The organism is Pseudoalteromonas sp. SG43-7, from assembly GCF_014164295.1.
In the GTDB taxonomy this organism is placed as follows: Bacteria; Pseudomonadota; Gammaproteobacteria; order Enterobacterales; family Alteromonadaceae; genus Pseudoalteromonas; species Pseudoalteromonas rhizosphaerae.
In genome coordinates, this window is sequence record NZ_JACJEY010000036.1 from 1 (window position 1) to 23,079 (window position 23,079).

At 40.7% G+C, this 23,079-nt stretch carries 16 protein-coding genes and 1 pseudogene; 4 read left to right on the forward strand and 13 right to left on the reverse strand.

Going from position 1 to position 23,079, the window contains the following annotated elements; genetic code table 11:
* Positions 1-200: 200 nt before the first annotated feature.
* From H5200_RS15545 to dnaK, 9 genes and pseudogenes are all read right to left on the reverse strand, one after another.
* Entirely contained in the window at positions 201-1,901 is a 1,701-nt protein-coding gene (locus H5200_RS15545) for a thiamine pyrophosphate-dependent enzyme (protein WP_182761809.1), read from the reverse strand.
* Positions 1,901-3,562 (reverse strand): annotated as a pseudogene (locus H5200_RS24090) (FMN-binding glutamate synthase family protein). The gene H5200_RS15545 and the pseudogene H5200_RS24090 overlap by 1 nt, the downstream one beginning before the upstream one ends.
* 477 nt (positions 3,563-4,039) lie before the next feature.
* Positions 4,040-6,142 (reverse strand): TonB-dependent siderophore receptor, encoded by a 2,103-nt coding sequence (locus H5200_RS15555; RefSeq protein ID WP_182761810.1) that lies wholly within the window; start codon positions 6,140-6,142, stop codon positions 4,040-4,042.
* A 223-nt stretch (positions 6,143-6,365) separates the two neighbouring features.
* On the reverse strand, positions 6,366-8,621 hold the full coding sequence (locus H5200_RS15560; RefSeq protein WP_145236077.1) for an acyl-CoA dehydrogenase: 2,256 nt from the start codon (positions 8,619-8,621) through the stop codon (positions 6,366-6,368).
* 309 nt (positions 8,622-8,930) lie between these two features.
* Positions 8,931-9,392: a Cys-tRNA(Pro) deacylase gene (gene ybaK / locus H5200_RS15565; RefSeq protein WP_145236081.1), complete on the reverse strand. Its 462-nt coding sequence runs from the start codon at positions 9,390-9,392 to the stop codon at positions 8,931-8,933.
* Positions 9,393-9,476: 84 nt separating this feature from the next.
* Positions 9,477-11,798 (reverse strand): Fe(2+) transporter permease subunit FeoB, encoded by a 2,322-nt coding sequence (gene feoB, locus H5200_RS15570; protein WP_182761811.1) that lies wholly within the window; start codon positions 11,796-11,798, stop codon positions 9,477-9,479.
* Positions 11,795-12,028: a FeoA family protein gene (locus tag H5200_RS15575; protein WP_149980124.1), complete on the reverse strand. Its 234-nt coding sequence runs from the start codon at positions 12,026-12,028 to the stop codon at positions 11,795-11,797. The genes feoB and H5200_RS15575 overlap by 4 nt, the downstream gene beginning before the upstream one ends.
* Positions 12,029-12,361: 333 nt before the next feature.
* Positions 12,362-13,504 carry a molecular chaperone DnaJ gene (gene dnaJ, locus H5200_RS15580; protein WP_145236090.1) on the reverse strand — a complete coding sequence of 381 codons (1,143 nt, stop codon included), beginning with the start codon at positions 13,502-13,504 and terminating at the stop codon, positions 12,362-12,364.
* 187 nt (positions 13,505-13,691) lie between these two features.
* Positions 13,692-15,608: a molecular chaperone DnaK gene (gene dnaK / locus H5200_RS15585; RefSeq protein WP_149980123.1), complete on the reverse strand. Its 1,917-nt coding sequence runs from the start codon at positions 15,606-15,608 to the stop codon at positions 13,692-13,694.
* 244 nt (positions 15,609-15,852) lie between these two features.
* On the opposite strand from dnaK, the gene H5200_RS15590 reads away from it, so the two are divergent.
* Positions 15,853-16,668: an acyl-CoA thioesterase II gene (locus H5200_RS15590; protein WP_149980122.1), complete on the forward strand. Its 816-nt coding sequence runs from the start codon at positions 15,853-15,855 to the stop codon at positions 16,666-16,668.
* Here H5200_RS15590 and H5200_RS15595 read toward each other — a convergent pair.
* On the reverse strand, positions 16,657-17,385 hold the full coding sequence (locus H5200_RS15595; protein ID WP_259398786.1) for an ABC transporter substrate-binding protein: 729 nt from the start codon (positions 17,383-17,385) through the stop codon (positions 16,657-16,659). The two genes, H5200_RS15590 and H5200_RS15595, sit on opposite strands and share 12 nt — an antisense overlap.
* Before the next feature lie 197 nt (positions 17,386-17,582).
* Here H5200_RS15595 and H5200_RS15600 point away from each other — a divergent pair, with 197 nt between their 5' ends.
* Genes H5200_RS15600 through H5200_RS15610 form a run of 3 tightly spaced genes read left to right on the forward strand, consistent with a single transcriptional unit; the run spans position 17,583 to position 21,097 of the window.
* Positions 17,583-18,809, forward strand: a complete 1,227-nt coding sequence (locus H5200_RS15600; RefSeq protein ID WP_149980384.1) for a paraquat-inducible protein A — start codon at positions 17,583-17,585, stop codon at positions 18,807-18,809.
* A 9-nt stretch (positions 18,810-18,818) separates the two neighbouring features.
* The gene (pqiB, locus tag H5200_RS15605; RefSeq protein WP_182718715.1) at positions 18,819-20,474 is read left to right on the forward strand and encodes an intermembrane transport protein PqiB; all 1,656 of its coding nucleotides are present in this window, start codon (positions 18,819-18,821) and stop codon (positions 20,472-20,474) included.
* Entirely contained in the window at positions 20,474-21,097 is a 624-nt protein-coding gene (locus H5200_RS15610; protein WP_145236105.1) for a membrane integrity-associated transporter subunit PqiC, read from the forward strand. Before pqiB ends, H5200_RS15610 begins: the two co-directional genes overlap by 1 nt.
* Positions 21,098-21,199: 102 nt before the next feature.
* On the opposite strand, the gene H5200_RS15615 is transcribed toward H5200_RS15610, so the two are convergent.
* The 3 genes from H5200_RS15615 to H5200_RS15625 form a co-directional block, all read right to left on the reverse strand.
* Positions 21,200-21,523: a GNAT family N-acetyltransferase gene (locus tag H5200_RS15615; RefSeq protein WP_145236108.1), complete on the reverse strand. Its 324-nt coding sequence runs from the start codon at positions 21,521-21,523 to the stop codon at positions 21,200-21,202.
* 41 nt (positions 21,524-21,564) lie between these two features.
* Positions 21,565-21,969: an NUDIX hydrolase gene (locus H5200_RS15620; protein ID WP_149980118.1), complete on the reverse strand. Its 405-nt coding sequence runs from the start codon at positions 21,967-21,969 to the stop codon at positions 21,565-21,567.
* A gap of 84 nt (positions 21,970-22,053) precedes the next feature.
* Positions 22,054-23,079: a zinc-binding dehydrogenase gene (locus H5200_RS15625; protein WP_145236115.1), complete on the reverse strand. Its 1,026-nt coding sequence runs from the start codon at positions 23,077-23,079 to the stop codon at positions 22,054-22,056.

Sequence of the window (23,079 nt, forward strand, 5' to 3'; positions counted from 1 at the left end):
AACGTTCATTTAACCAGCACCTAGTATGGCATAAACATTTTAAGATTAGAGCATCAAGAGCTTAGCTGACTCTATATATCAAAAATGTTAGCCATGATAGCGACGAATAGCCCAATATAAACGCTAGAAAGTATTTAAATTTCTACTGAGATGAGTAAAAACCGGAGGTATCGTAATACCTCCTATTTTAAAAGGTGTTGTTACTTAATAAAGTTATCTCGGATTAATGAAATCACTTCATCTGAGCGACCATTAAGAACGGCTTTTACTCCAAATAAGGCAGTAGAAACAACTTGGTTAGCCTCTATTTTAGGTGGCATTACTAATTCCATGCGATTAACTTTAACTTCTAATAATGCAGGTCCTTTATGATCTAACCAAGCTTGCATCGTATCTGGGAGTCGCTCTGGAGTATCGACTTGCCACCCCTGCAGACCAATTTGTTCAGCTAATGAAGCAAAATTTGGGTTATGCAGACTCGTATAGTTATCGAGTAGACCTTCAACCCGTTGTTCCATTTCAACAAATCCAAGGGATTCGTTATTGAAAACCAATAATTTCACTGGGATTTGCTCTTGTACTAGTGTCAGCAAATCCCCCATTAACATTGTTAAACCACCATCACCACACATCGCAATCACTTGCCGATGTGGGTATGCATTTGCAATACCTAGCGCTTGGGGATACGCATTTGCCATTGTTCCATGCAGTAGGCTTGTTAAGAATCGACGCTCGCCTGTAGCCTCTAAATGGCGTAGTAACCAGACCATCGGACTCCCACCATCAGCGGTAAATATGGCATTTCTATCGGCTTTATCACTGAGTAATTGCGTTAGATACTGAGGGTGAATGAGCTCACTCTCATGCCTTGCTTTTCCTGCATACTCTTTTTTGTCCTTGTGCCACTGCTCTAGTGCATTATTTAGATGAGAATCGTCAGAGCGCTGTTCAAGTAAAGGCAGTAATGCCCCAATTGTATTGGCTACATCGCCCACCAACCCCAAATTGATAGGTGTACGTCTTCCTAAATGTTTCGCCTGCGTATCAACTTGAACAATTTGTGCTTTTTTCGAATAAAACTGGGTATAGGCGAAGTCAGAGCCTAAACATAGCAATAGATCACAGTCATCCATTGCTTGCATGCCAGCCAAATTACCTAGTATACCTGTCATACCTACATTAAACGGATTATTAGGTTCAACAAACTCTTTTGAACGAGAGCTGTGTGCAATAGGTGCTTTTATTTTATCAGCAAGCGCAACTAGTTGGTCATGTGATTCACGTGCGCCAATCCCCGCATAAATCGTGATCCGCTTTGCACTATGGATCATACCCGCCAAGGTGTTTAAATCTGCGTCATTTGGACGAATTAACGGCTGTGGTTGGTGTACCGACCAAGCGATATCATCTTCAATTTTATTTTTAAATATATCGCCATTCACTACAACCATCACGACACCTTGATGAGTTAACGCAGCTTGGGCCGCTTGGGCAACGATCCGTCTTGCTTGACTAGGATGATTAATACGCTGGCAAAAAACGGAGCACTGATCGTATATCTTAGTTTGGTCTAATTCCTGTGGAAACCCCATGCCTTCTTCAGAGCTATCTACATTTGAAGCAATGAGTACAACTGGCGATCCGTTACGATGGCTTTCAAAAATACCATTAACAAAATGCAAGCTTCCAGGACCACAGGTGCCGGCACACACAGCTAATTGCCTAGTCATATATGCTTCACATGCCCCCACTTCTTCATGTCGAACATTGATCCACTCTAGAGACGTTTTACTGATTGCATTAGTAAAGTGGTTAATTGTATCACCCACAATACCATAACAACGTTTTGCACCCGCTTTTATTAGCGTGTCAGCAATTACTTCGGAAACTGTAATACTCATTAATAATGCCCTCTATTATGTGCTGATAAAGTTTTTCCCATCGCTTGTGTTATGTCTTTAATGGGTTTGAATGTATCCGGTGAAGCCGCCTCCCACCAATCGCCATAGGCTGTATCTTTAGGTGCGTCAAGCAAGCTATTTGCAGGCAAAAGCGGGTGAATATCAATAATCGACTTAGATTGAGCAGCGTTAACACGGGTAAAAATTTGATGCGGGTTAAGCTCGCTTGGGTGAATAACACCACTTGAGCCTACAATTTCAGCCAGTGCTGAGAGAGTTTTGGCATGAAAGCGAGCAGCCCGTTCAGATTGTATATCAATATCTAAGGAGCGTTGACGTTGCGGATCTTGTGTTGCAATGCCTGTAGGACAAGTTCCCTTGTCACAACGCCGCGCCTGAACGCAACCAATCGAAAACATAAATGCACGCGCCGCATTACACTAGTCAGCTCCTAAAGCAATGTGCTTTGCCATTCCCATACCATTATAAATTTTACCGCTGGCACCTAACTTAATATGTTTTCTGAGCCCTGTGCCCACTAACATATTTTGCATCATTACGAGACCATCTTCTAAAGGCATACCAACCCAATCAGACAGTTCACTAGGAGCTGCCCCGGTGCCGCCTTCGGCACCATCTACAACGATAAAATCAGGATAAATCCCTGTACTTAACATTGCTTTGCCTAATGCCATCACTTCATGAGGCATGCCAACACAGAGCTTCAGACCTACGGGTTTATTGCCTGATAACTGACGCATATTTTGCGCAAATTCCAGAAGCTCAATCGGGGTTGAAAATGCAGAATGCCCTGAGGGAGACAAGCAATCTTGATGAATAGGCACTTGTCGCGCGTTGGCTATTTCTTGGGTTACTTTAGAGCCTGGCAACATGCTACCATGACCCGGCTTTGCACCTTGGCTTAGCTTAATTTCAGTCATTTTTACTTGTTCGATTTGCGCTTGGTCAGCAAATTGCTTGGGATCAAAACGACCATGTTTATCACGACAACCAAAATAGCCAGTGCCGAGTTCCCATACAGTATCGCCACCGTGTTTTTTATGATATTTGCTAAGCCCTCCTTCACCGGTGTCATGATAAAATCCACCAATTGAAGCGCCCTTATTTAAAGCCTCTATCGCTCGCCCAGATAAAGCACCGAAGCTCATGGCCGAAATATTTAATAAAGATGCATTATAGGGTTGGCTAGACTGCTCATTACCAATCGTGACACGTGGTTTTTTATCAGGCTCTGCGCTTGGTGCCATTGAGTGGCACACCCATGTATAACCATCTTCACGGACATTTCGCTCAGTGCCCAGCGGCTGTGTGTCACTTTTACCCTGAGCCCGATTATAAATAAGATTACGCGCAGCAAAACTATATGGCGTCCCTTCTAAATCATCTTCTACAATGTATTGACGCAAAAATGGACGCAAATCATAAAAAATATGGCGCACCCATGCAATTACAGGGTAATTTCTCAAAAGTGTATTACTCTTTTGAAAGCGGTCTCTAACGCCAAGAAAGGATAAAAGTGCAAGTATAATAATTAAACTGAGTGTCCAATAATTATATGAGTCAAAAATGATTAGAAACAAGGCTGTTATCGCCGCGCAAATAGGTAGAAAAGATCGTAGTACTAAATGAAAAAAAGACATGACTTACTTCATGAGACTATAATCCTTTGTCTATTTTAATGAAAACAGCAAACACACTATTCCTAGGTGCGAGTACAGCTTACTTAGTAAATAACTTATTTTTACCCTATCATTTACCTTCTGAACACCACCTTAAATAATCAACAAAAAATTTTATCTTACTCGTTTGGCGAGTTTACATATAAAGATTAATCAATAAATCTCATCGCAAAGCGACACGAATAAACTCTGTAGCTAGATGTTGGTGATATTGTAAACGTGTATGCTAGGAGCTGAAGGTACTAAAAAATAGTCGGCTTTGATTTACTTTCATTCGCAAGTTTATGGCTTTTTGCATTACATTGGTGTTTGGCAACAATGACATTGCCCACTCACTTTAAGTACAAAAAGTGATTAGATCTAATCAAGTAAACTACCTAAGAAGGAATAGCTTACCCGCTTTAACTTGCGGGGTAAGCTATGATAAATAGAGAGTGGTTAAAACTGATACCTTACTGAAGCTTCAATATTACGTGGTGCGCCAAAGAAGCCTTGGTTATAAAAATCAATACTGGAGTAATATTTTTTATCAAACACGTTATTGATATTCATTTGGCCGCTAAACTGCTCTGTAAACTTGTAACGCGCCATCATATTAACCAGCCAATAACTTGCTTGCTCTGCACGGTGAGCATTATTAGGACCTACATTTTCATTGTAGATTTCATTTTGCCAATGTGCATTAACACCAAATTTAAACGCTTCATTATAATCATACATTCCAGAGAGCTTAACTAAGTGTTCAGGGTTATGGGTTGCAAAATCATCACCATTTTCATCTTCAGATTTAGTGTGTGCATAACTGAAATTAGCGTTAAATGAATCAGTTACTTGCCCCGAAATTTCCACTTCAAAACCTTTACTCTGCGTACCTTTTTTTCCGATAGATGGAAAGCTACCATCAGGCAATGGTTCAGTGAATGAAGGGTCTAGTACTGCTACATTATCTTTTTCGACCTTAAATACGGCAGCAGTAACAAGTAATCGTTCATCAAGCCAGGTGCTTTTTACCCCAGCTTCTAAATTACTGCCTTCAACAGGGTCAAGACGTTGATCATTTTTGTCTTTTGCATTTTGTGGCTGGAAAATTTCAGTGTAGCTTGTATAAATTGATACCGTAGGTACAGGTGAGAACACTAGTCCCGCATAAGGAGTGTTAATGCCCGTTTGTTTGTAATTATCAGCACTGTCTACCTCATTTTCATAATCATAGCGACTAAAGCGGTTCCCTAGAACAAGGGTTAGCTTATCCGTTACACTCAGTTGTGTAGCAATATACGCCCCAACCTGCTCTTCGTTATTTTTTCCGGTAATAGCCGTATCTGCATAAGTAGGTTCAGATACACTGCCATCCCACTGTAAAAAGTTTCCAACGGGATCACCACTGATAGCATAAAATGAATCAGAAGTGACATGCTGATCACTTAAATTAGCCCCAACAATCAAGCGGTGCTCTCGAGAAAACAACTCAAAAGGACCATCGGCGTATATGCGCGCACTATCCAAAGTACGATCACTTTGATAAATCATTGACGAACCACTCATACCAAGCCCAGTGTCTCGATCAGGATGCCCGCTTAAGTATAATAGTTTGCCATCCATTTTATCATCTCGGCGTTCGTATTCTGCTCTCAACTGCCACCCATTTGTAAAGCTATGCGCTAAATTAACAAAGGCACTGGTATTATCGCGGTCCCAATAGGTCCAGTTTGCTGCCGTTGTACTTGATATAGCTAAATCATCAGCAGAGGAGCCATCTGCATAAAATAAAGGTAATGCACCCCATGTAGAGCCTTTAGGCCTACGTTTCGCATGCTCTATTCCGATGTTCATCTCAGTATTCGCGCCTAAATCAAAACCCACGGTTGTATAAAGTTGAAGATTATCTTTTTCAGCTAAATCAACATGGCTTTCACCTTGATCAATACTCGCAGCTACACGGCCACGAATACTGCCATCGCTATTGAGTGGCGTGTTAAAATCACCTTCAAGTCTAACATTTTGCCATGAACCAACTTTCGCAGTAACGTAACCTTGTTGTTCAAAACCTGCTTTTTTACGGATCAAATTGATTGCCGCTGAAGGTTCACCTGCTCCAGAGAGTAAGCCAGTGGCGCCTCTAACTACTTCCACACGCTCAAAAAGAATGGAATCTGATACTGCTTCTGAAAAAAAGCTATTGTAAAAAACCGGTAAGCCATCATACTGAAAATTGGTAACGGGATTACCACGTGCGCTAAAGAAAAAACGGCTGGTTTCTGCTTTTTGAACATTGATCCCCGCAGCCATTCCCACGACATCTGCAACATTATCTAGTGCAAAGTCTTGAATTGCTTGCGCATCAATTACAGAGATAGACTGAGGAGTTTGTTGCACTGAAAGCATTAAGCCTGTAGCGCTGGTATTATATTCTAACCGTTGCCCTAGCACAGAGATTTTTTCGATATTTGCTTCTTCTGTGCCTTGCTCATTTGCAAAAGCTACACTCGACATTGCTAATGTAACTGCCATAGAGATGTAAGAAATAGTTGGATTAAACATGGACCCTCAAGTCAAATAAAAACAATTTGCACTTAGATTAACGTTTTTTAACAACAAATACAATCATAAAGTTTTACAACCTATAGACTTACAATTGAATAACATATTACTGTGCCGGCGGAATAACACTTGTCTTATTAACGAATAAATATGGATTCTAAGTTTTTTTAGCACAAAAAAAGCGCCTATACTGCAGGCGCTTACATTGTTGAATTAAAAAATATTACTGATTAACAACACTTTTCAGTGGGTTTATCGGTTTTGCATTTTCGTCTAATAAGTTCATATCAAAATCAAACTCATCAACACGAATTGCGCGTTCACGTTTTTTGTTGTAATCAATCAGTTTAGCGTATTCTTCTTCAGTGATTACATTTGCTACAAGTGCATTATCAAGAGTAAGTGCAAAACGAATACCTGGTTTGATTGTTTTAGCACGCAAGGCTTTTTTCACTTTTGCGAGTAAATCTAAACAGCCCATTTTCGCTTTATACGCTTGCTCGTTAATGTAATGTCCATCACCTTCAATAGGTTTAACTAAGTGTGTGATTTGCTTTTTAAATGCCGTGTCAAGTTGCGCTTGTGTAGCTAATTCGCGAATTAAGTCATCGCTAATTTTTGGCATTTTAGTCGAATAGTTCATGGTAATAAAACGCATAAACTTACGTGTGCCACTTGCAGGGAAGTTGTCTAAAAACTTATGCAATGCTTGTTCGGCGCTTTGTAATGCAAAACGTGTTGCGTAGTGGAAATATGGCGCTGCTTGCTCGCGTTCACTGCTTGCCACTTTTTGCTCATAATATTTAATTGATGCCATTGCCGCATATAAGAAGCTCATTACATCGCCTAAACGGGCTGATAGCATTTCCGCTTGTTTAAGTTTTCCGCCGAGTACCAGTAACGAAAAATCTGCATATACTGCTAATTTAGCTGATAATTTATGAGCTGCTTTTTCATATTCACGTACTTCTGGAAGTGGTGAATTAGCACCTGCTGTAAATGGTAATACGCCTAAACGAAATGCACGTAAACTGTTTGCTACGCTATAACCGACTGTTTTACGTAGAATGCGGTTAAATTCTTTATCTGCGTTTTTATCTTCGCTGTGGATTGATTCAACCATCGATTGTAAATATGGGTGACAACGCATTACACCTTGACCAAAGATCATCAAGTTACGTGTAAGAATGTTGGCGCCTTCAACCGTGATGGCAATTGGCTGTGCAACATAGCCGCTTGCTAACGTATTTTGCGGGCCGTTCTGAATTGCTTTACCAGCTTGAATATCCATTGCTGAGTCAAGCACGTCGCGACCAATTTCAGTCATATGATATTTTGCAATTGCAGTCACAACCGATGGCTTTAAGCCCATGCCTAAACCTTCGGTTGTAAGTACACGCATTGCTTCTTGCAGGTATGTTTTACCAGCAATATCAGCGAGTTTTTCTTGAATACCTTCAAACTGACCGATTGCTAAGCCAAATTGCTCACGTACCGCAGCGTATTCAGAGGCACCTTTAAATGCTACCTGAGATGAACTAACACCTAATGCAGGTAATGAAATACCTCGGCCAGCACCTAAACAGCTAACCAACATTTGCCAGCCACGGCCGATGTTCTTTTGCCCACCAATAATGAAGTCCATTGGCACAAATACTTTGTTGCCACGCGTAGTACCGTTGTAAAAACGAATCCCCATTGGATCATGGCGATTACCAAGTTCAACACCTGGGTGCTCTTTTGGAATAAGTGCACACGTAATACCGAGGTTTTCTTTACCACCTAGCAAGCCATTTGGATCAACCACTTTAAATGCTAAACCAAGTACGGTGGCAATTGGCGCAAGGGTGATATAACGCTTGTCCCAAGTGATCTCAAGGCCAAGAACTTCTTCGCCGTTATACATGCCTTTAGTCACTGTGCCTAAATCTGGAATGCCACCGGCATCAGAACCAGCCTCTGGGCTAGTGAGTGCAAAACATGGAATGTCACGGCCATTGGCTAGGCGTGGTAAATAATGTGCTTGCTGCTCTTTAGTACCAAAGTGCAGTAGTAACTCACCAGGGCCTAACGAGTTAGGAACCATAACGGTTACTGCAACAGCAGAACTTTTAGTGGCGATTGTGCCAACGATAGTTGAGTTTGCGTAAGGGCTAAACTCTAAACCACCGAATGATTTAGGAATGATCAGTGAAAAGAAACGTTCCTTTTTCAGAAAATCTAAAATGTATTCAGGTAAATGAATGCCATTTTGAATTTCTGTATCGTCGATCATACCCAATAGCTCTTGTAATGGGCCGTCGATAAATGCTTGTTCATCTGCGCTCAATACAGCAGCAGGGACTGCGCGAAGTGCGTTGAAGTCAGGCTTACCTTGGTAAATAGAGCCTTCTAACCACACATCACCCGCATCAAGGGCTTCTTGTTCAGTGATAGAAATACTTGGTAATACTTTTTTTAATTTTGTACGTAAACTCATAATCAACTCATCCGACCAGACAATAATACCTACATTACGTCATAAAAAATGGTTTAGATCAATTACTCTAAGCAATTTTTTAACAGTTTTTTCAATTTATTTATTTTTAGGCTATCTAAGCCATTGAATAAAAAGAGCTAACACTTGTACGCTGAAAAGTATTTAGTTGATTTTTTTTTACTAAAAAACGCTAAAATAATTAAACCTCAATAACAATAGAAAAAAATGAGGGAAAATAAACATATGTTAAAGTTTGTGCAAGGTATTACTGTTAGCTTATCGACTGTTAACTAACACTGTAAATCACCACTAAAAGTCAGCTAATTTGCCATTACACAGTTTTATTAATGTATTGGGATCAAGTGCAATTTCAAGGCCGCGTTTACCAGCGCTTACATAAATAATATCAAACTGCTTTGCGCTACTATGAAGGTAAGTTGCTAAGCGTTTTTTTTGCCCTAATGGACTTACGCCACCAAGAATATATCCGGTGCTATTTTCTACCTTTTGTGCAGCGGCCATATGTACTTTTTTAACACCACATGCTTTTGCTAAGAGCTTTAAGTTAACTTGTTGACTCACAGGCGTAATTGCCACTACTAACTGCAATTCATTGGTTTCAAATACTAAGGTTTTGAAAACCTGCTCAGCGGCTAGATTTAACTTTTCAACAGCTTCTAAACCAAAGCTATGTGTACTTGAGTTATGCTCATAACTGAGCAGCTCAAAAGTGGCCTTGTGTTTTTTTAATAATTGTGTGGCTGGCGTCATGACTAACTCCATTGAATTGTTAACTGCTTTAAAATTAACAAAAAAAGAGTACCAAGGTACTCTTTTTTAAACTATATATACTGGCTAAATAATATTAACAACAGGGATTAAACGACTCTTTGCAGCCATTTTATTACCATAAATACGCATAGAGCTTATTGCCAATGCAATAACGACAGCGCACCCGAGTAACCAAAATGCCGAAAACATCGGAGATTGCTTAAAGTTACCCACTTGATACACCACAGAGGCTGTGATGTAAGCAAGCCCTGTTGACCAAATTGCAACAAATAGCATCCATTTCATTCCAGCTTCTCGGTACATAGCGCCCATCACCGCCACACACGGTGTATAAAGCAATACAAAAACTAAGTAACTGAATGCAGCAAGTTGACTGCTAAATAGGTTTTCCATGGTTGCGAAGGTCGATACATTCACTTCTTGATCAATGGCCGCACTACTTTGATCGCTCACATTAGTGACATTTAAACCCAGTGGATCGAGTAAATTACCAAATACGTCTATTAGGTTTGCAGGAATACTCGCGAATGCTTCAGCCACTTTATCGATGACATTAACTGGCTCTTCATTCACAGCCGCTACGCCATCTAAATTTGAATATAAACTATCTAAAGTGCCAACTACTGCCTCTTTAGCAAATACGCCAGTAAAAATACCGACAGTTGCAGGCCAATTATCTTGCTCTACCCCGATAGGAGCAAACACCGGTGTTGCAATTTTTGAAATTTCACTGAGCATCGATTTATCTGTGTTGTCATTGCCAAAAGTAAAATCAGTACCTATGGAGCTTAATATTTTTAAAATAACAAACACCACAATTATAGTTTTACCGGCGCGCATACAAAAGCTTTTTAAGCGCTCCCATGCTTTGTAAAGTACGCCTTTTGCCGTTGGCATATGATACGCAGGTAATTCGAGAATAAACGGGGTAAGCGTTGGACTAAACAAGGTATTTTTAAGTACCAAACCGGTTAATACCGCCATAACAATACCTAAAATATACAGTGCAAATACTAAGTTTTGGCCATTAGTGGTAAAAAAGGCAGCGACAAACAAGGCATACACACTTAAGCGCGCGCCACATGACATAAATGGTGACATGGCAATAGTCAGTAAGCGATCTTTATGGGTTTCTAAAGTACGAGTTGCCATTACTGATGGCACGTTACAGCCAAAGCCAACAATTAAAGGCACAAAAGCTTTACCCGGTAAACCAATGGCGCGCATTAATCTATCCATGATAAAAGCAGCACGCGCCATATAACCTGAATCTTCAATAAAGGCTAAACAAAAGTATAAAAAGCCAATCACCGGGATAAAGGTGGCAACAAGCTGAATACCACCACCTATACCGTCCGCAAGCAATGCGCGTAGCCAATCAGGTGCGCCTAATGAAGTTAATATTTCACCAAAGCCATCGACTAAAATCGCACCTACAGCAATATCGAAAAAGTCTATAAATGCGCCGCCTACATTTACCGCAACAGTAAACATTAAATACATGATCCCTAAAAATATTGGGATCCCTAAAAAACGATTGATCACTACCGCATCTATTTTATCACTAATGGTTTCAGAGGCGATGCCTTTAGTATTTTGAGCAAGTACAGCCAGTTGATGGGCAAACTCATAACGACCATTGGCAAAAAGCACATCAAGTTCATGGTGATCGGCAAACTGTTCAAATTCAGCTTTTGCCACTGCCAGTGTTTGTTTATCAGCATAGCCAAAACAGCTTTCATCTTGCTCTAATAACCGCAATGACAACCAATCAGTGTCGATGTTTTCTATCGGTTTATTATTGGCAGTAAAACTGGCTGCAATGTTGTTGGCCGCTTGCGTTATTTTTTGCTCATAACTAGGGATATGCATTGATACTTTTTTAAGTTTAAGCCCTTGTGCAATAAACTCTTTTAAACCAGTAATGTCTGTTTTATTATTTGCACTTAAGGCAATCACAGGGCATCCAAGTCGCTTTTCTAGCGCCTTTGGAGCCGTTACTAAACCATTTCGTTTTGCCACATCGACCATATTTAGCACGACGAGTAAAGGTACTTTCATCTCAAGCAGCTGAGCGGTGAGGTATAAATTGCGTTCAAGATTTGATGCATCAAGAATATTGATGATCAGTTGTGATTCACCACTGAGTGCATAATCACGCGCAATTTTTTCATCTAAAGGGGTTTGTGCATTTACATCTAAAGAATAAGTGCCGGGCAAATCAACCAAGTCGACAGTCTGATCAGCCACTTTAAATTGACCAATTTTCTTATCGATGGTCACCCCTGACCAGTTACCTACTTTCTGTTTGCTACCGGTTAAAGCGTTGAATAGTGTAGTTTTACCACAGTTTGGGTTACCTATTACGGCAATGTTTGGATTCATACTGCGAGTTCCAAATTAATTGATTTTGCCTCGGATTTACGAAGACTAAGAACGGTACCGCGAACTTTGACAATCATCGGATCGCCAAATGGAGAAAAGCGCAATACGTGGACAGGAGCGCCTGGCGTTAAACCCATTGCAAGTAATTTCTGGCGCAACAAACTCGCATTAGGATCGATGCTTACAACAGAGCCATGTTGGCCAATTACTAATTCGTCTAACGTTAACATGCCATCTCATTTCATTTAATACATCAATGGCGCTGATTTTACGCCGATTATTCAATCATGCAAGTGAGACTAATTATCATATCGATAAGTAATGCAAAATAAAGCAGCAATGGCATTTAATTACCCATATAGGGTCCGGAATTTCATTTGATAAGATAAAATAGCCGTTAAGTGACAGGTGATTAACGAGCCTAATCGCTCTGTAAAGGTAGCATTATGAATATGTATTACTGCGTGGTTGTCAACAAAGCGCTTATTTTTGTCAGATTAATAAGCTTTTGTTAGCCAATAAAAAATGGCGCTAATTAGCGCCATTTTGTAAGTAATGAGTGATTACTTAGTTAAATCATCAAAGAACTTTTTTACACCATCAAAAAAGCCTTTTTCTTTTGGACGGTTTTTAGAACCATCCTTACCCATGCTTTGCTCAAGCTCTTGCAATAACTCGCGTTGGCGTTCATTTAACTTAACGGGTGTTTCTATTACCACTTTACAGATCAAGTCACCAACTGCGCCACTACGGACAGACTTAACACCTTTACCGCGCATACGGAACATTTTGCCCGTTTGACTCTCAGCTGGGATCTTCAATTTAGCACGACCATCTAAAGTCGGTACTTCAATTTCGCCACCAAGAGCAGCCGTTGTAAACCCAATCGGCACTTCACAATATAGGTTATTACCATCACGCTCAAAGATACGGTGTTCACGTACCGATACCTGCACATACAAGTCACCAGCGGGTGCACCATGTACCCCTGCTTCACCTTCGCCAGATAAACGAATGCGGTCGCCAGTATCAACCCCGGCTGGGATTTTAACCGATAATGTTTTGGTTTTTTCCACACGGCCTTGACCATGACAGCTATTACATGGATCAGAAATTATCTGACCAGTGCCCTGACAGGTTGGACAGGTTTGTTGCACAGCAAAAAAACCTTGGCGCATTTGCACTTGGCCTGCACCATGACAAGTCGTACATGTTTTCGGTTTAGAACCCGCTTTTGCACCGCTGCCGTCACACGGCTCACAGCTCACCCACGTAGGTACTTTAATTTCTACTTCTTTACCACGAACCGCTTCTTCTAAGCTTAAGTCCATGTTGTAACGTAGGTCTGAACCTCGTTGCTGACGCGATTGACGACGGCCACCACCGCCTCCAAAAATATCACCGAACACGTCACCAAATACATCACCAAAGTCACCATGGCCGCCACCAAAGCCGCCATGACCACCACCGCCACCGCCTTGTTCAAACGCAGCATGGCCGTATTGATCATACATTTGACGTTTTTGACTGTCAGTGAGGATCTCGTAAGCTTCTTTTACTTCCTTGAATTTAGTTTCAAGTTCTTTATCGCCTGCGGTACGATCTGGATGATATTTCATCGCTAAGCGTTTATACGCTTTTTTTACGTCTCTTTCGCTGGCGTCTTTTGCCACTCCAAGGACTTCATAATAATCGCGTTTTGACATATCTATCACACTACTCTTTTCTTACTGCAGCATTGCTGCGGATAAATCGATAAATCGTATCGATTTATCATCTAATTTACATGCAAAAGGCGCGTCAAGCTTTAGCCCGCGCGCCTTAGTTGTTCATCCTAACTTAAATTGCGATATCAGTCATCGTGTTTTCAGTTAGGCGAAGCGCTAACAACAATTACTTGTCGTCTTTAACTTCTTCGAACTCAGCATCCACTACGTCGTCATCTTTCTTCGCAGATTGTTGCTGCTCGGCACCGGCGTCACCACCTTGTTGTGCTTTAGCTTGTGCAATTTCCATTAACTTTTGTGACTTTTCAGCAAGCGCTTGAGTTTTTGCTTCAATCTCGTCTTTTTTGTCACTCTTAATCGCAGCTTCAAGGTCAACAACAGCCGCTTCAATTGCGTCTTTGTCTTCGCTTGGTAATGCATCACCCGCTTCTTCAATTTGCTTACGTGTACCGTGAACAAGTGCATCAGCTTGGTTACGTGCAGCTACTAACTCTTCAAACTTTTTATCGTCTTCTGCGTGTGCTTCGGCATCACGAACCATTTTTTCAACTTCTTCATCGCTTAAGCCTGAAGATGCTTGAATGGTGATTTTTTGCTCTTTACCTGTGTCTTTATCTTTTGCAGATACATGTAAGATACCATCAGCGTCCACATCAAAAGTAACTTCGATTTGTGGTGTACCACGTTGTGCTGGACGAATACCTTCTAGGTTAAATTGACCTAGTGATTTGTTGTCGCTAGCACGTTTACGCTCACCTTGTAAGACATGGATAGTTACTGCGGCTTGATTATCTTCAGCAGTTGAGAATGTTTGCGATTTCTTCGTTGGAATAGTCGTATTTTTCTCAATTAACGCAGTCATTACAGAGCCCATAGTCTCAATACCTAGAGATAATGGCGAAACGTCTAGTAATAGTACATCTTTAACATCACCAGCAAGTACACCACCTTGAATCGCTGCGCCCACGGCTACTGCTTCATCAGGGTTAACGTCTTTACGTGGCTCTTTTCCGAAGAAATCAGCAACTGTTTTTTGTACTAAAGGCATACGTGTTTGACCACCAACAAGGATGATGTCGTCAATGTCGCTTACTGATAAATCAGCATCAGCAAGGGCACGTTTTAATGGCTCTAGTGACTTCATTACTAAATCTTCAACTAGTGACTCAAGCTTAGCGCGTGTTAGTTTCACGTTCATGTGCTTAGGACCAGTTGCATCAGCAGTTACGTACGGAAGATTTACTTCTGTAGATTGTGCAGATGATAATTCAATTTTTGCTTTTTCAGCCGCTTCTTTAACACGTTGCATTGCAAGTGGATCAGTTTTTAAGTCTAAACCTTGATCTTTTTTGAATTCAGCAACTAAATAGTTGATTACGCGGTTATCGAAATCTTCACCACCTAAGTGAGTGTCGCCATTTGTAGCTAGTACTTCAAATGTGTGCTCACCTTCAACTTCATCAATTTCAATGATTGATAAATCGAAAGTACCACCACCTAAGTCATATACTGCAACAACGTTTTCGCCTTTGTTTTTGTCCATGCCATAAGCAAGGGCAGCAGCAGTTGGCTCATTGATGATACGTTTAACTTCAAGACCTGCAATACGCCCAGCATCTTTAGTAGCTTGACGTTGTGAATCATTAAAGTAAGCAGGTACTGTAATAACCGCTTCAGTTACTGCTTCACCTAAGAAGTCTTCAGCTGTTTTTTTCATTTTTTTCAAAACTTCAGCTGAAATTTGTGGTGCAGCGCGTTTTTCGCCGCCCGCTTCAACCCATGCATCACCATTATCTGCTTTGATAATTTTAAAAGGCATGATGCCGATATCACGTTGTACTTCTTCGTCTTCAAAGCGACGACCAATTAAACGCTTAATTGCAAATAATGTGTTTGTCGGGTTAGTAACCGCTTGACGTTTAGCAGATTGACCTACTAAAGTTTCACCGTCTTGCGTATAAGCTATAATAGACGGAGTGGTACGATCGCCTTCCGCGTTTTCAATAACACGTGCTTTGCCACCATCAAGTACTGCAACACAAGAGTTAGTAGTACCTAAGTCGATTCCGATAATTTTACCCATGAAATATCTCCAACTTCAAAATTCATTAATACGTTCGATGACTAGTAGATAGGGATGCCACAAACTTAATTCAACTGTAAAAATGAAAAAAAAGTGCTTTTTTGTAATTTATTTTGCAAATAACCCTAATTAATGTGTGGATTGACGTTTTTTGCATCATTAGGGGCCATTTCACAATCTGGTCTGATGAGTTTTTCTGTGTTATAAAATCACTAATAAATAAAAAATGTCTCAAAGGATCACTATGCATTTTGACCAACTACTACAGCAAGCGGCACTTATAGGTCAGCTTCCCCCTTCAGAGCAAACTTACGCAACAATGCAATTTCCTGCTAACTGGTGCCAAGGTCGAACTGCTTTTGGCGGTTTATCAGCCTCATTACTGTATCAGGCAATGCGTCAACAAATAGAACCAAGTCGTCGTTTGTTATCTATTAGTACAAATTTTGTAGGTCCTTTATTAGCAGATGCTGATTTTTCTCTTTCCGTCGAAATTTTACGGGAAGGAAAAAGTAGCACACAAGTACTGGCTAAAGCGCTGCAGAACGGCCAAGTAAGCGTGGTCGTACAAGCGTGTTTTGCAAAATCGCGAGATTCAGCTATTAAGGTACCAGTGACAAAAACAATGAGCCTAAAACCGGTTAATGAACGTTACACTTTACCATTTCAGTCAGGTGCCATGCCGGAATTCTTCCAACATGTCGCGCTTTGTCCTCAGCAAGGTGCAATGCCGTTTACAGCAGCCCAAACGTCGCATTTAGGCGGCTGGATGAAATTAAAACAGTCGCCAGCAGAACTAAGTGAGGCACATATTATTGCCTTAACGGATGCATGGCCGCCTACTTTATTACAAATGTTTAACCAACCAGCGCCCGCCAGTAGCATGTCGTGGTATTTAGAGTTTGTGAAAACACCGCAGTTGGCAGCCGACGAGTGGCTTGGATTTGAAGCAGTAACTCACCACTGTAAAGATGGTTATGGTTTAGAAGATGGCTGTATTTGGTCACAATCCGGTGAGTTGCTTGCGCTTACCCGCCAAACAGTAGCATTATTTGATTGAGTTTGGTTCTACAGCCTGAGCATAATCGCTGCCATCAAAGGCCATAATTTTACTGTACTGCCCATTTGCAATGATATGGGCAAGTCCCGTATCAAAAATCTCTTGTAGCACTTTACTATTAAAGTAGGCAGGGCGAGGTGCCTCAGGAAATATAGGGTGTATAGTAATAGGCTTAATTGGGTGCGATTCTTTATACTGCTGTAAATAATGTAAAAACACCCGTTTCTCTAGTACCACCACATCAACCCACTCTTTCATTAAATGATCCACCTGCGCCGCTTGGTATACAACTTCTTCATAGGAACTCAGTTTAGTTGTTAATGTTTTAAATGGTGGCGGCAAAAATTCGGTGGCATTTTGAAAGGCGACAACACTCTTACCCGATAAATCATACACAGTGTTAATTTTAAAATGATTTTTCTGCAGGCTCACCGCTACATTTTGATAAGCCAATAGACTTTGACTGGAAAAAATAGCAGGGCTCGTCACGCCCGCATAATTCATCGCAATATCGACCTGCATTTGTTCTAAGGACTGCCCTGCACGCTTATTAGACATGTAAACGATATCTAGGTTGGTTATACCTTGATCTTTAAACGCAGATTTTAAAATCTGCAACTGCAAGCCGGTATCATCCTCACTAAAGACGTAAGGAGGCAAAGAAGGGCTTACCGCAACGGTAATAATGTCGCTAGATTTTGGCGCAGCTAAACTCAATGCAAAAGTGCTATATAAAACAAAAAAAAACACTATAAAATACTTCATTCACCACCCACAGATAGATGCTTTTTAGCAACTGTAAAATTACATGACAACTTTCTTATTAGGCTAGCCTAGTTAAACCAATTTCGCATTTGTATTTAGCATATAATTGATGCAAACTTGATCTAAGATACTTCTAAATGGTTATTAATTTGCAAACTGCCTGCCCTAATTGTGACTTGATTATTGATATCCCGCACATAGTTGCAAAACAAATGGCTGTCTGTCCACATTGTCACAGTAAACTATGCGCAGCAAATATAAATTATGACAGCCGTATTGTAGCACTCAGTATTAGTGCTTTACTCATGCTGCTAAGCAGTATGTTTTATCCCTTTATCTCATTTAGTAGTAATGGCATTACACAGACGATTACCTTGCCCGATGCCGCTCGTATTTTGTTTAATTACGACAGCGATTTATTAGGCATTTTTATTGATGTTAGTATTATTGGTTTACCAATGGCATTACTCACTATTTTGATCCCACTGCATTTAGGCTTACTTAAAGTACTTCCACAAACGATTGCCAGACGCTTACTCAAATTCACCTTAGCGCTGGAACCATGGATCATGTCAGAAATATTTTTAATCGGCGTATTGGTCAGCATGGTAAAAATAATGTCGCTAGCGGAAGTCAGCTTTGGCGTTAGTTTTTGGGCCTATGCCGCGTTTGTACTCTTCTATATTGGCTCATTAGCACACTTAAATCGTGCTCGATTATGGGATCAAGTACAGCCTCAGGCTGAAATTGCAGCCGCAAAACTTTCTTATCGTGCCATAGATAGTAACATTCGAGCCTGTCATGTCTGCCATCAACTTAGTGATAGCGAATACTGTTCTCGCTGTAATAGCAAAACCCATATCAGAAACCCCCACAGCGTACAAAAAGCAACGGCATGGTTAATAACTTCAATTGCCTGTTATATTCCGGCAAATTTATTGCCAATAATGTACACCACTAGTTTGGGGGATGAATCCCCCTCAACATTAATTGGTGGGGTAATAACACTGTGGCAAGCTGGCTCATACCCTATTGCATTAATCATTTTTTTAGCGAGTGTAGTAGTACCATTAGCTAAAGCGCTCATTTTAACATTTTTATGCTTTTTGGTTAGCAAACCCGCTAACGGCCAAACAAAGGGCTATACTAAAGTTTATCAATTAACTGAGTTTATTGGTAAATGGTCCATGATCGATGTATTTGTTGTCGCAATTCTAGTAGCCTTAGTGCAACTTGGGAATTTAATGTCGGTAACACCAGGTTTAGGCACTGTATTTTTTACTATCATGGTGATTTGCCAAATGTTGGCAGCACACGCGTTTGATCCTCGGCTATTATGGGATTCGCCAAACAATGATAAAAAGACCATAAATTAGAGAAACAGCATGAGTGAAACGGCTAATATAAAAAAAGAACCTATTATTTCTGCGATTTGGATCATACCGGTTATAGCTTTGCTCGTTGGTGTGTGGATGCTTTACCAATACCAAGCTAATAAAGGCGCAACCATTTATATTTCAATGCCTCATGCTGAGGGTATCGTGGCAGGCAAGACTGAAATAAAAGTACGTAGTGTGAAAATCGGCCAAATTGATCACGTTCGCCTCTCTGATACTAAAAACAGTGTGATTGCTCGAGCTCAAATTGATAAACATTATGATGGCTTACTCACGGAAGACGCCAACATCTGGGTAGTAAAACCACGTATTGATGAAACGGGTATCAGCGGTATGAGCACGTTACTATCGGGTGTATATTTAGAATTTTCACCAGGTGAAAGTAGTAAAACAAAAGAGCATTTTAAATTACAAGAAGAGCCAGCGCTGATTGATAAAGATGTCAAAGGCGGTCGCTTTTCATTACTCAGCTATGATGCTGAGGTTATGGATGTCGGCACCGGTATATTTTTTAAGAATTATAAAATTGGTCAAGTTGAAACAGCGACATTTGATTGGAAGAATCAAGCGATGAAGTATGGTATTTTCATCAACGAACCTTATCAAAACCTGATCACCTTAAATTCTATTTTCTGGGTCAATACGGGTGTTGAAATTGATTTATCTGCCGATGGCATTAATGTAAAAACAGGTTCATTAAGCAGGTTATTAAAAGGAGGGATCTCGGTTGGTTTGCCTAAACAACAGTCACCGGGTAATTTAGCCCAAGAAGGCCATAGCTTTTCGCTTAGTAACAGCTACAAAGATGCTCTTGAGGAGCGTTTTTATAATTTTGACTATTACCTAATTGAGTTTGAACAGTCTATTCGAGGTTTACGTGCCGGAGCCCCGGTTGAATATCGTGGCATGCGCGTCGGTACTGTTGTTAAAGCACCTGCAAATGTGATGATCGATGGCAAACCCGCTCACTTTAGAACTGATAATACCGCTGTGCCAGTACTGATAAAAATAGAGTATGGCCGCATTTACCACGATAATGCCTCAGCCAAACAATTTTGGCAAAACAGTGTTGATGGTTGGATCAAAAATGGCATGCGCGCTTCTTTAAAACCAGGCAACTTACTCACCGGTGCTGTGTATGTCGATTTTGATATCTACCACGATGCCCCAGCTGCGAAGTTAGAAACACTGTCTCAATATCAAGTATTTCCAAGTGTTTCCAGTGGCATTACCGTATTAGCAGATCAAGTGTCTGACGTATTAAATAAGGTAAAAAACTTAAAAATTGAAGACAGCTTAGCGCAAATTGATTCCGCGTTTGCTGATTACCAAGCGCTGGCGAATGAAATGCGCACATTGTTAAGTAAACAAGATACCCAAGATTTACCCGGTGATATTAATCGTAATTTTGCTGAAATGACCAAAAGTATGCAGCAATTTGATGTCACTATGAAACAGTTTGAAAAAACCATGGCCAGTTATCAACAAGGTTCCTCATTACATCAACAATTACAACAAACGCTCTCAGAGTTTAAGCGTTTAAGTGAAGAACTACAGCCACTCTCGCGTGGCTTAAATGAGCAACCAAATATGTTTATTTTTGATAAATCATTGCCTGCCGATCCAACGCCGAGGAAACAATAATGCGCACATTTTTACGTATACAATTTTTTGCTGTTATCGGCGTAGTGTTATTATCAGGATGTAGCCAATCACTTAATGCCCCCGTTAAATACTACCAGTTTGAGCAAAGTATTAAACCAATGCAGCGCAGTAGCACTAACACATCAGCTCAATTACGGATCAATACAGTAAGTTTACGAGGCGCATTAAATAACCGTGGTATTGCAATGAAAATGGATAATAATCAGGTCAATGCTGCTAATTATCACTTATGGAGTGAAGCGCCAGATCAAATGCTAACAGCAAGCGCCCATCAAACATTATTTACCACGCTTGATAACTGGATGGTGGTCAAAGGATTACCTGTTATAACAGATAAAGATCAGCAAAGTTATTATGAATTAGAATATGAGCTACATCATTTCAATGGTGATAACCAAGGTAATGCCGATATTTCTGGTTTGTGGCGCCTATATTATACGTCGTTTGAAAATGGCCGCTCTTTAAAAACAATTCATTATTTTAGTGAGGTTAACCCTTTAACTGGTGATGATTACGAAGGCCTCGTCGAAAGCTTAGAGCAAAACTGGCAGAATATTAATCAACAGGTAGCAACTACCCTGAGTGTTCTTATTCAAGAATAAACACCACTAAAGCAGTGCCATCATTATTAAGCACTGCTTTGCCTATATACCTAAACCCGAGTTTATTTAATAACCCATGCGAAGCGGTATTGTCAGCGTCGGCTATCGCGGCAATGTAGCTGAACTTACCTTGATACGCGTGTAATAGTTTTGCAGCCGCTTCATAGGCACTGCTAATGCTTCTCGTTGGAATAAGCCCACCATGCCCATGGCAACGCCTTGTTTATTTGCCACAATATAAGGTCCAAAACCTTGCTGTTGGTGGCCATCAATAAAGGTTTTTTGTAAATAATCTTCGGCTTGTTGTTTGGTATAAATGCTTTTATCAGCAATATAACGATAAAAACTCGGCTGATTTAATAAACTCAAGATAAACGACGCATCACTAAGCTGGCCATGGCGAAGAATTAAACGTTGCGTATTCATATCTCGTTTTCCTATTAATGATAGTGATCGTTTAAGCTAAATTAAAATGCAGCACTATCAACTGTACCGGTATAATTTAAACAGGCTGCGACACGATGTTGTTGAACCTTGGAAAGCTCCGACAATTTATAATAACGATGTGCTAAGTGTTCATCGCTGAGCGTGATCACAGCATCTTTTAACAAACTAACTCTAAAAATAAAAGCATGAGAATTAAACGCTTTGTGATAATAAATACCGGTTAAGTGTTCAATTTTCACTTCACAGCCGAGCTCTTCTTGGCATTCGCGTATGAGTGCTTGATGTACAGTTTCACCGACATCTAAGGCGCCACCAGGTAATCCCCAGCTTAGCTCGCCATAGCTTGCCTTTAGCAGCAAAACCTCCCCGCTGGCATTAGTGATCACCCCATGGGCGCTGAGTCGATAAAAATCTGTAAATGCCATCTTTCCCCCTAAGTTGATAACCTTAAACAATAACAAAAAGCCCCGCAATTGCGAGGCTTAAAGATTATGAATCACGGTTAATAATTAATCATGGCTAATTTTCACTACCTGCTTTCCGGTAAAGCCACCAGCAATTTGTTTATTCAGCGCCTGTGAAATACTACTGGCGTTAAATTCAACTTCAATGATCTGCGGTATTTTGATACTGCCACTGGCTAAATTGTCTAGCAATAAATTGCCCATAAAACTCATTTTTTGCTGAGCACATAAACTGTTTGCTAACCACGCTCCACCTAAAGAAACAATACCTATATTTGGCGCACGTCTGAACATCAGCTCCTGCTCAAACTTAGGCAGTGGATTTAAGCACGCAATACGGCCACAAAAACGCATTAATTCAACATTACGCACAGTGGTTTCACCACCAATCGAATCGAGCACCGCATCAAAGCCTTGTGGACCAAGTTCTTTACGAATTTTATCGCTAAGCTTTTTATCGTTGTAATCAAACACCACATCAGCACCCAATTGTTTAACAAGCTTATGGTTGCGTTTGCTCGCGGTGGTAAATACCGTAGCACCACGTTGTTTGGCAAATTGAATGGCGAACTGACCGACGGCCCCCGCACCAGCTTCAATTAAAAGTGAATCACCTTCGGTTAATTGCAGTTTATCAAGAGCTATTAATGCCGACATCCCTGCGCAGGGTAATGTCGCGGCTTGCTGTAACGTAACGCTGTCAGGAATTTGCGATACAGCAAAGTTAGGCACTTTAGCGTATTGCGATAACACCCCTTGGTCGCCAACATTACCATGCCACATAACCCGAGTACCGACACTTGGAAATACCCCTTTAGTGGCTTTTACCACCACCCCTACAGCATCAAGGCCTAGGGTATGAGGATAGTGCCATTTACAAAAACCTTGTTTAGCAAAATACGCATCAACTGGATTCAACGCAACATACTCAACCTTTATCAACAATTCGTTGTCTACAACATCAGGCACCGGCAATTCAAGCTCAGATAAATTAATCTGTTCATTAGGTTCAAGTAACGCAATCGCACGCATTGTCGCGGGGATTGTTGATAAAAGATCAGTATGTGGCAT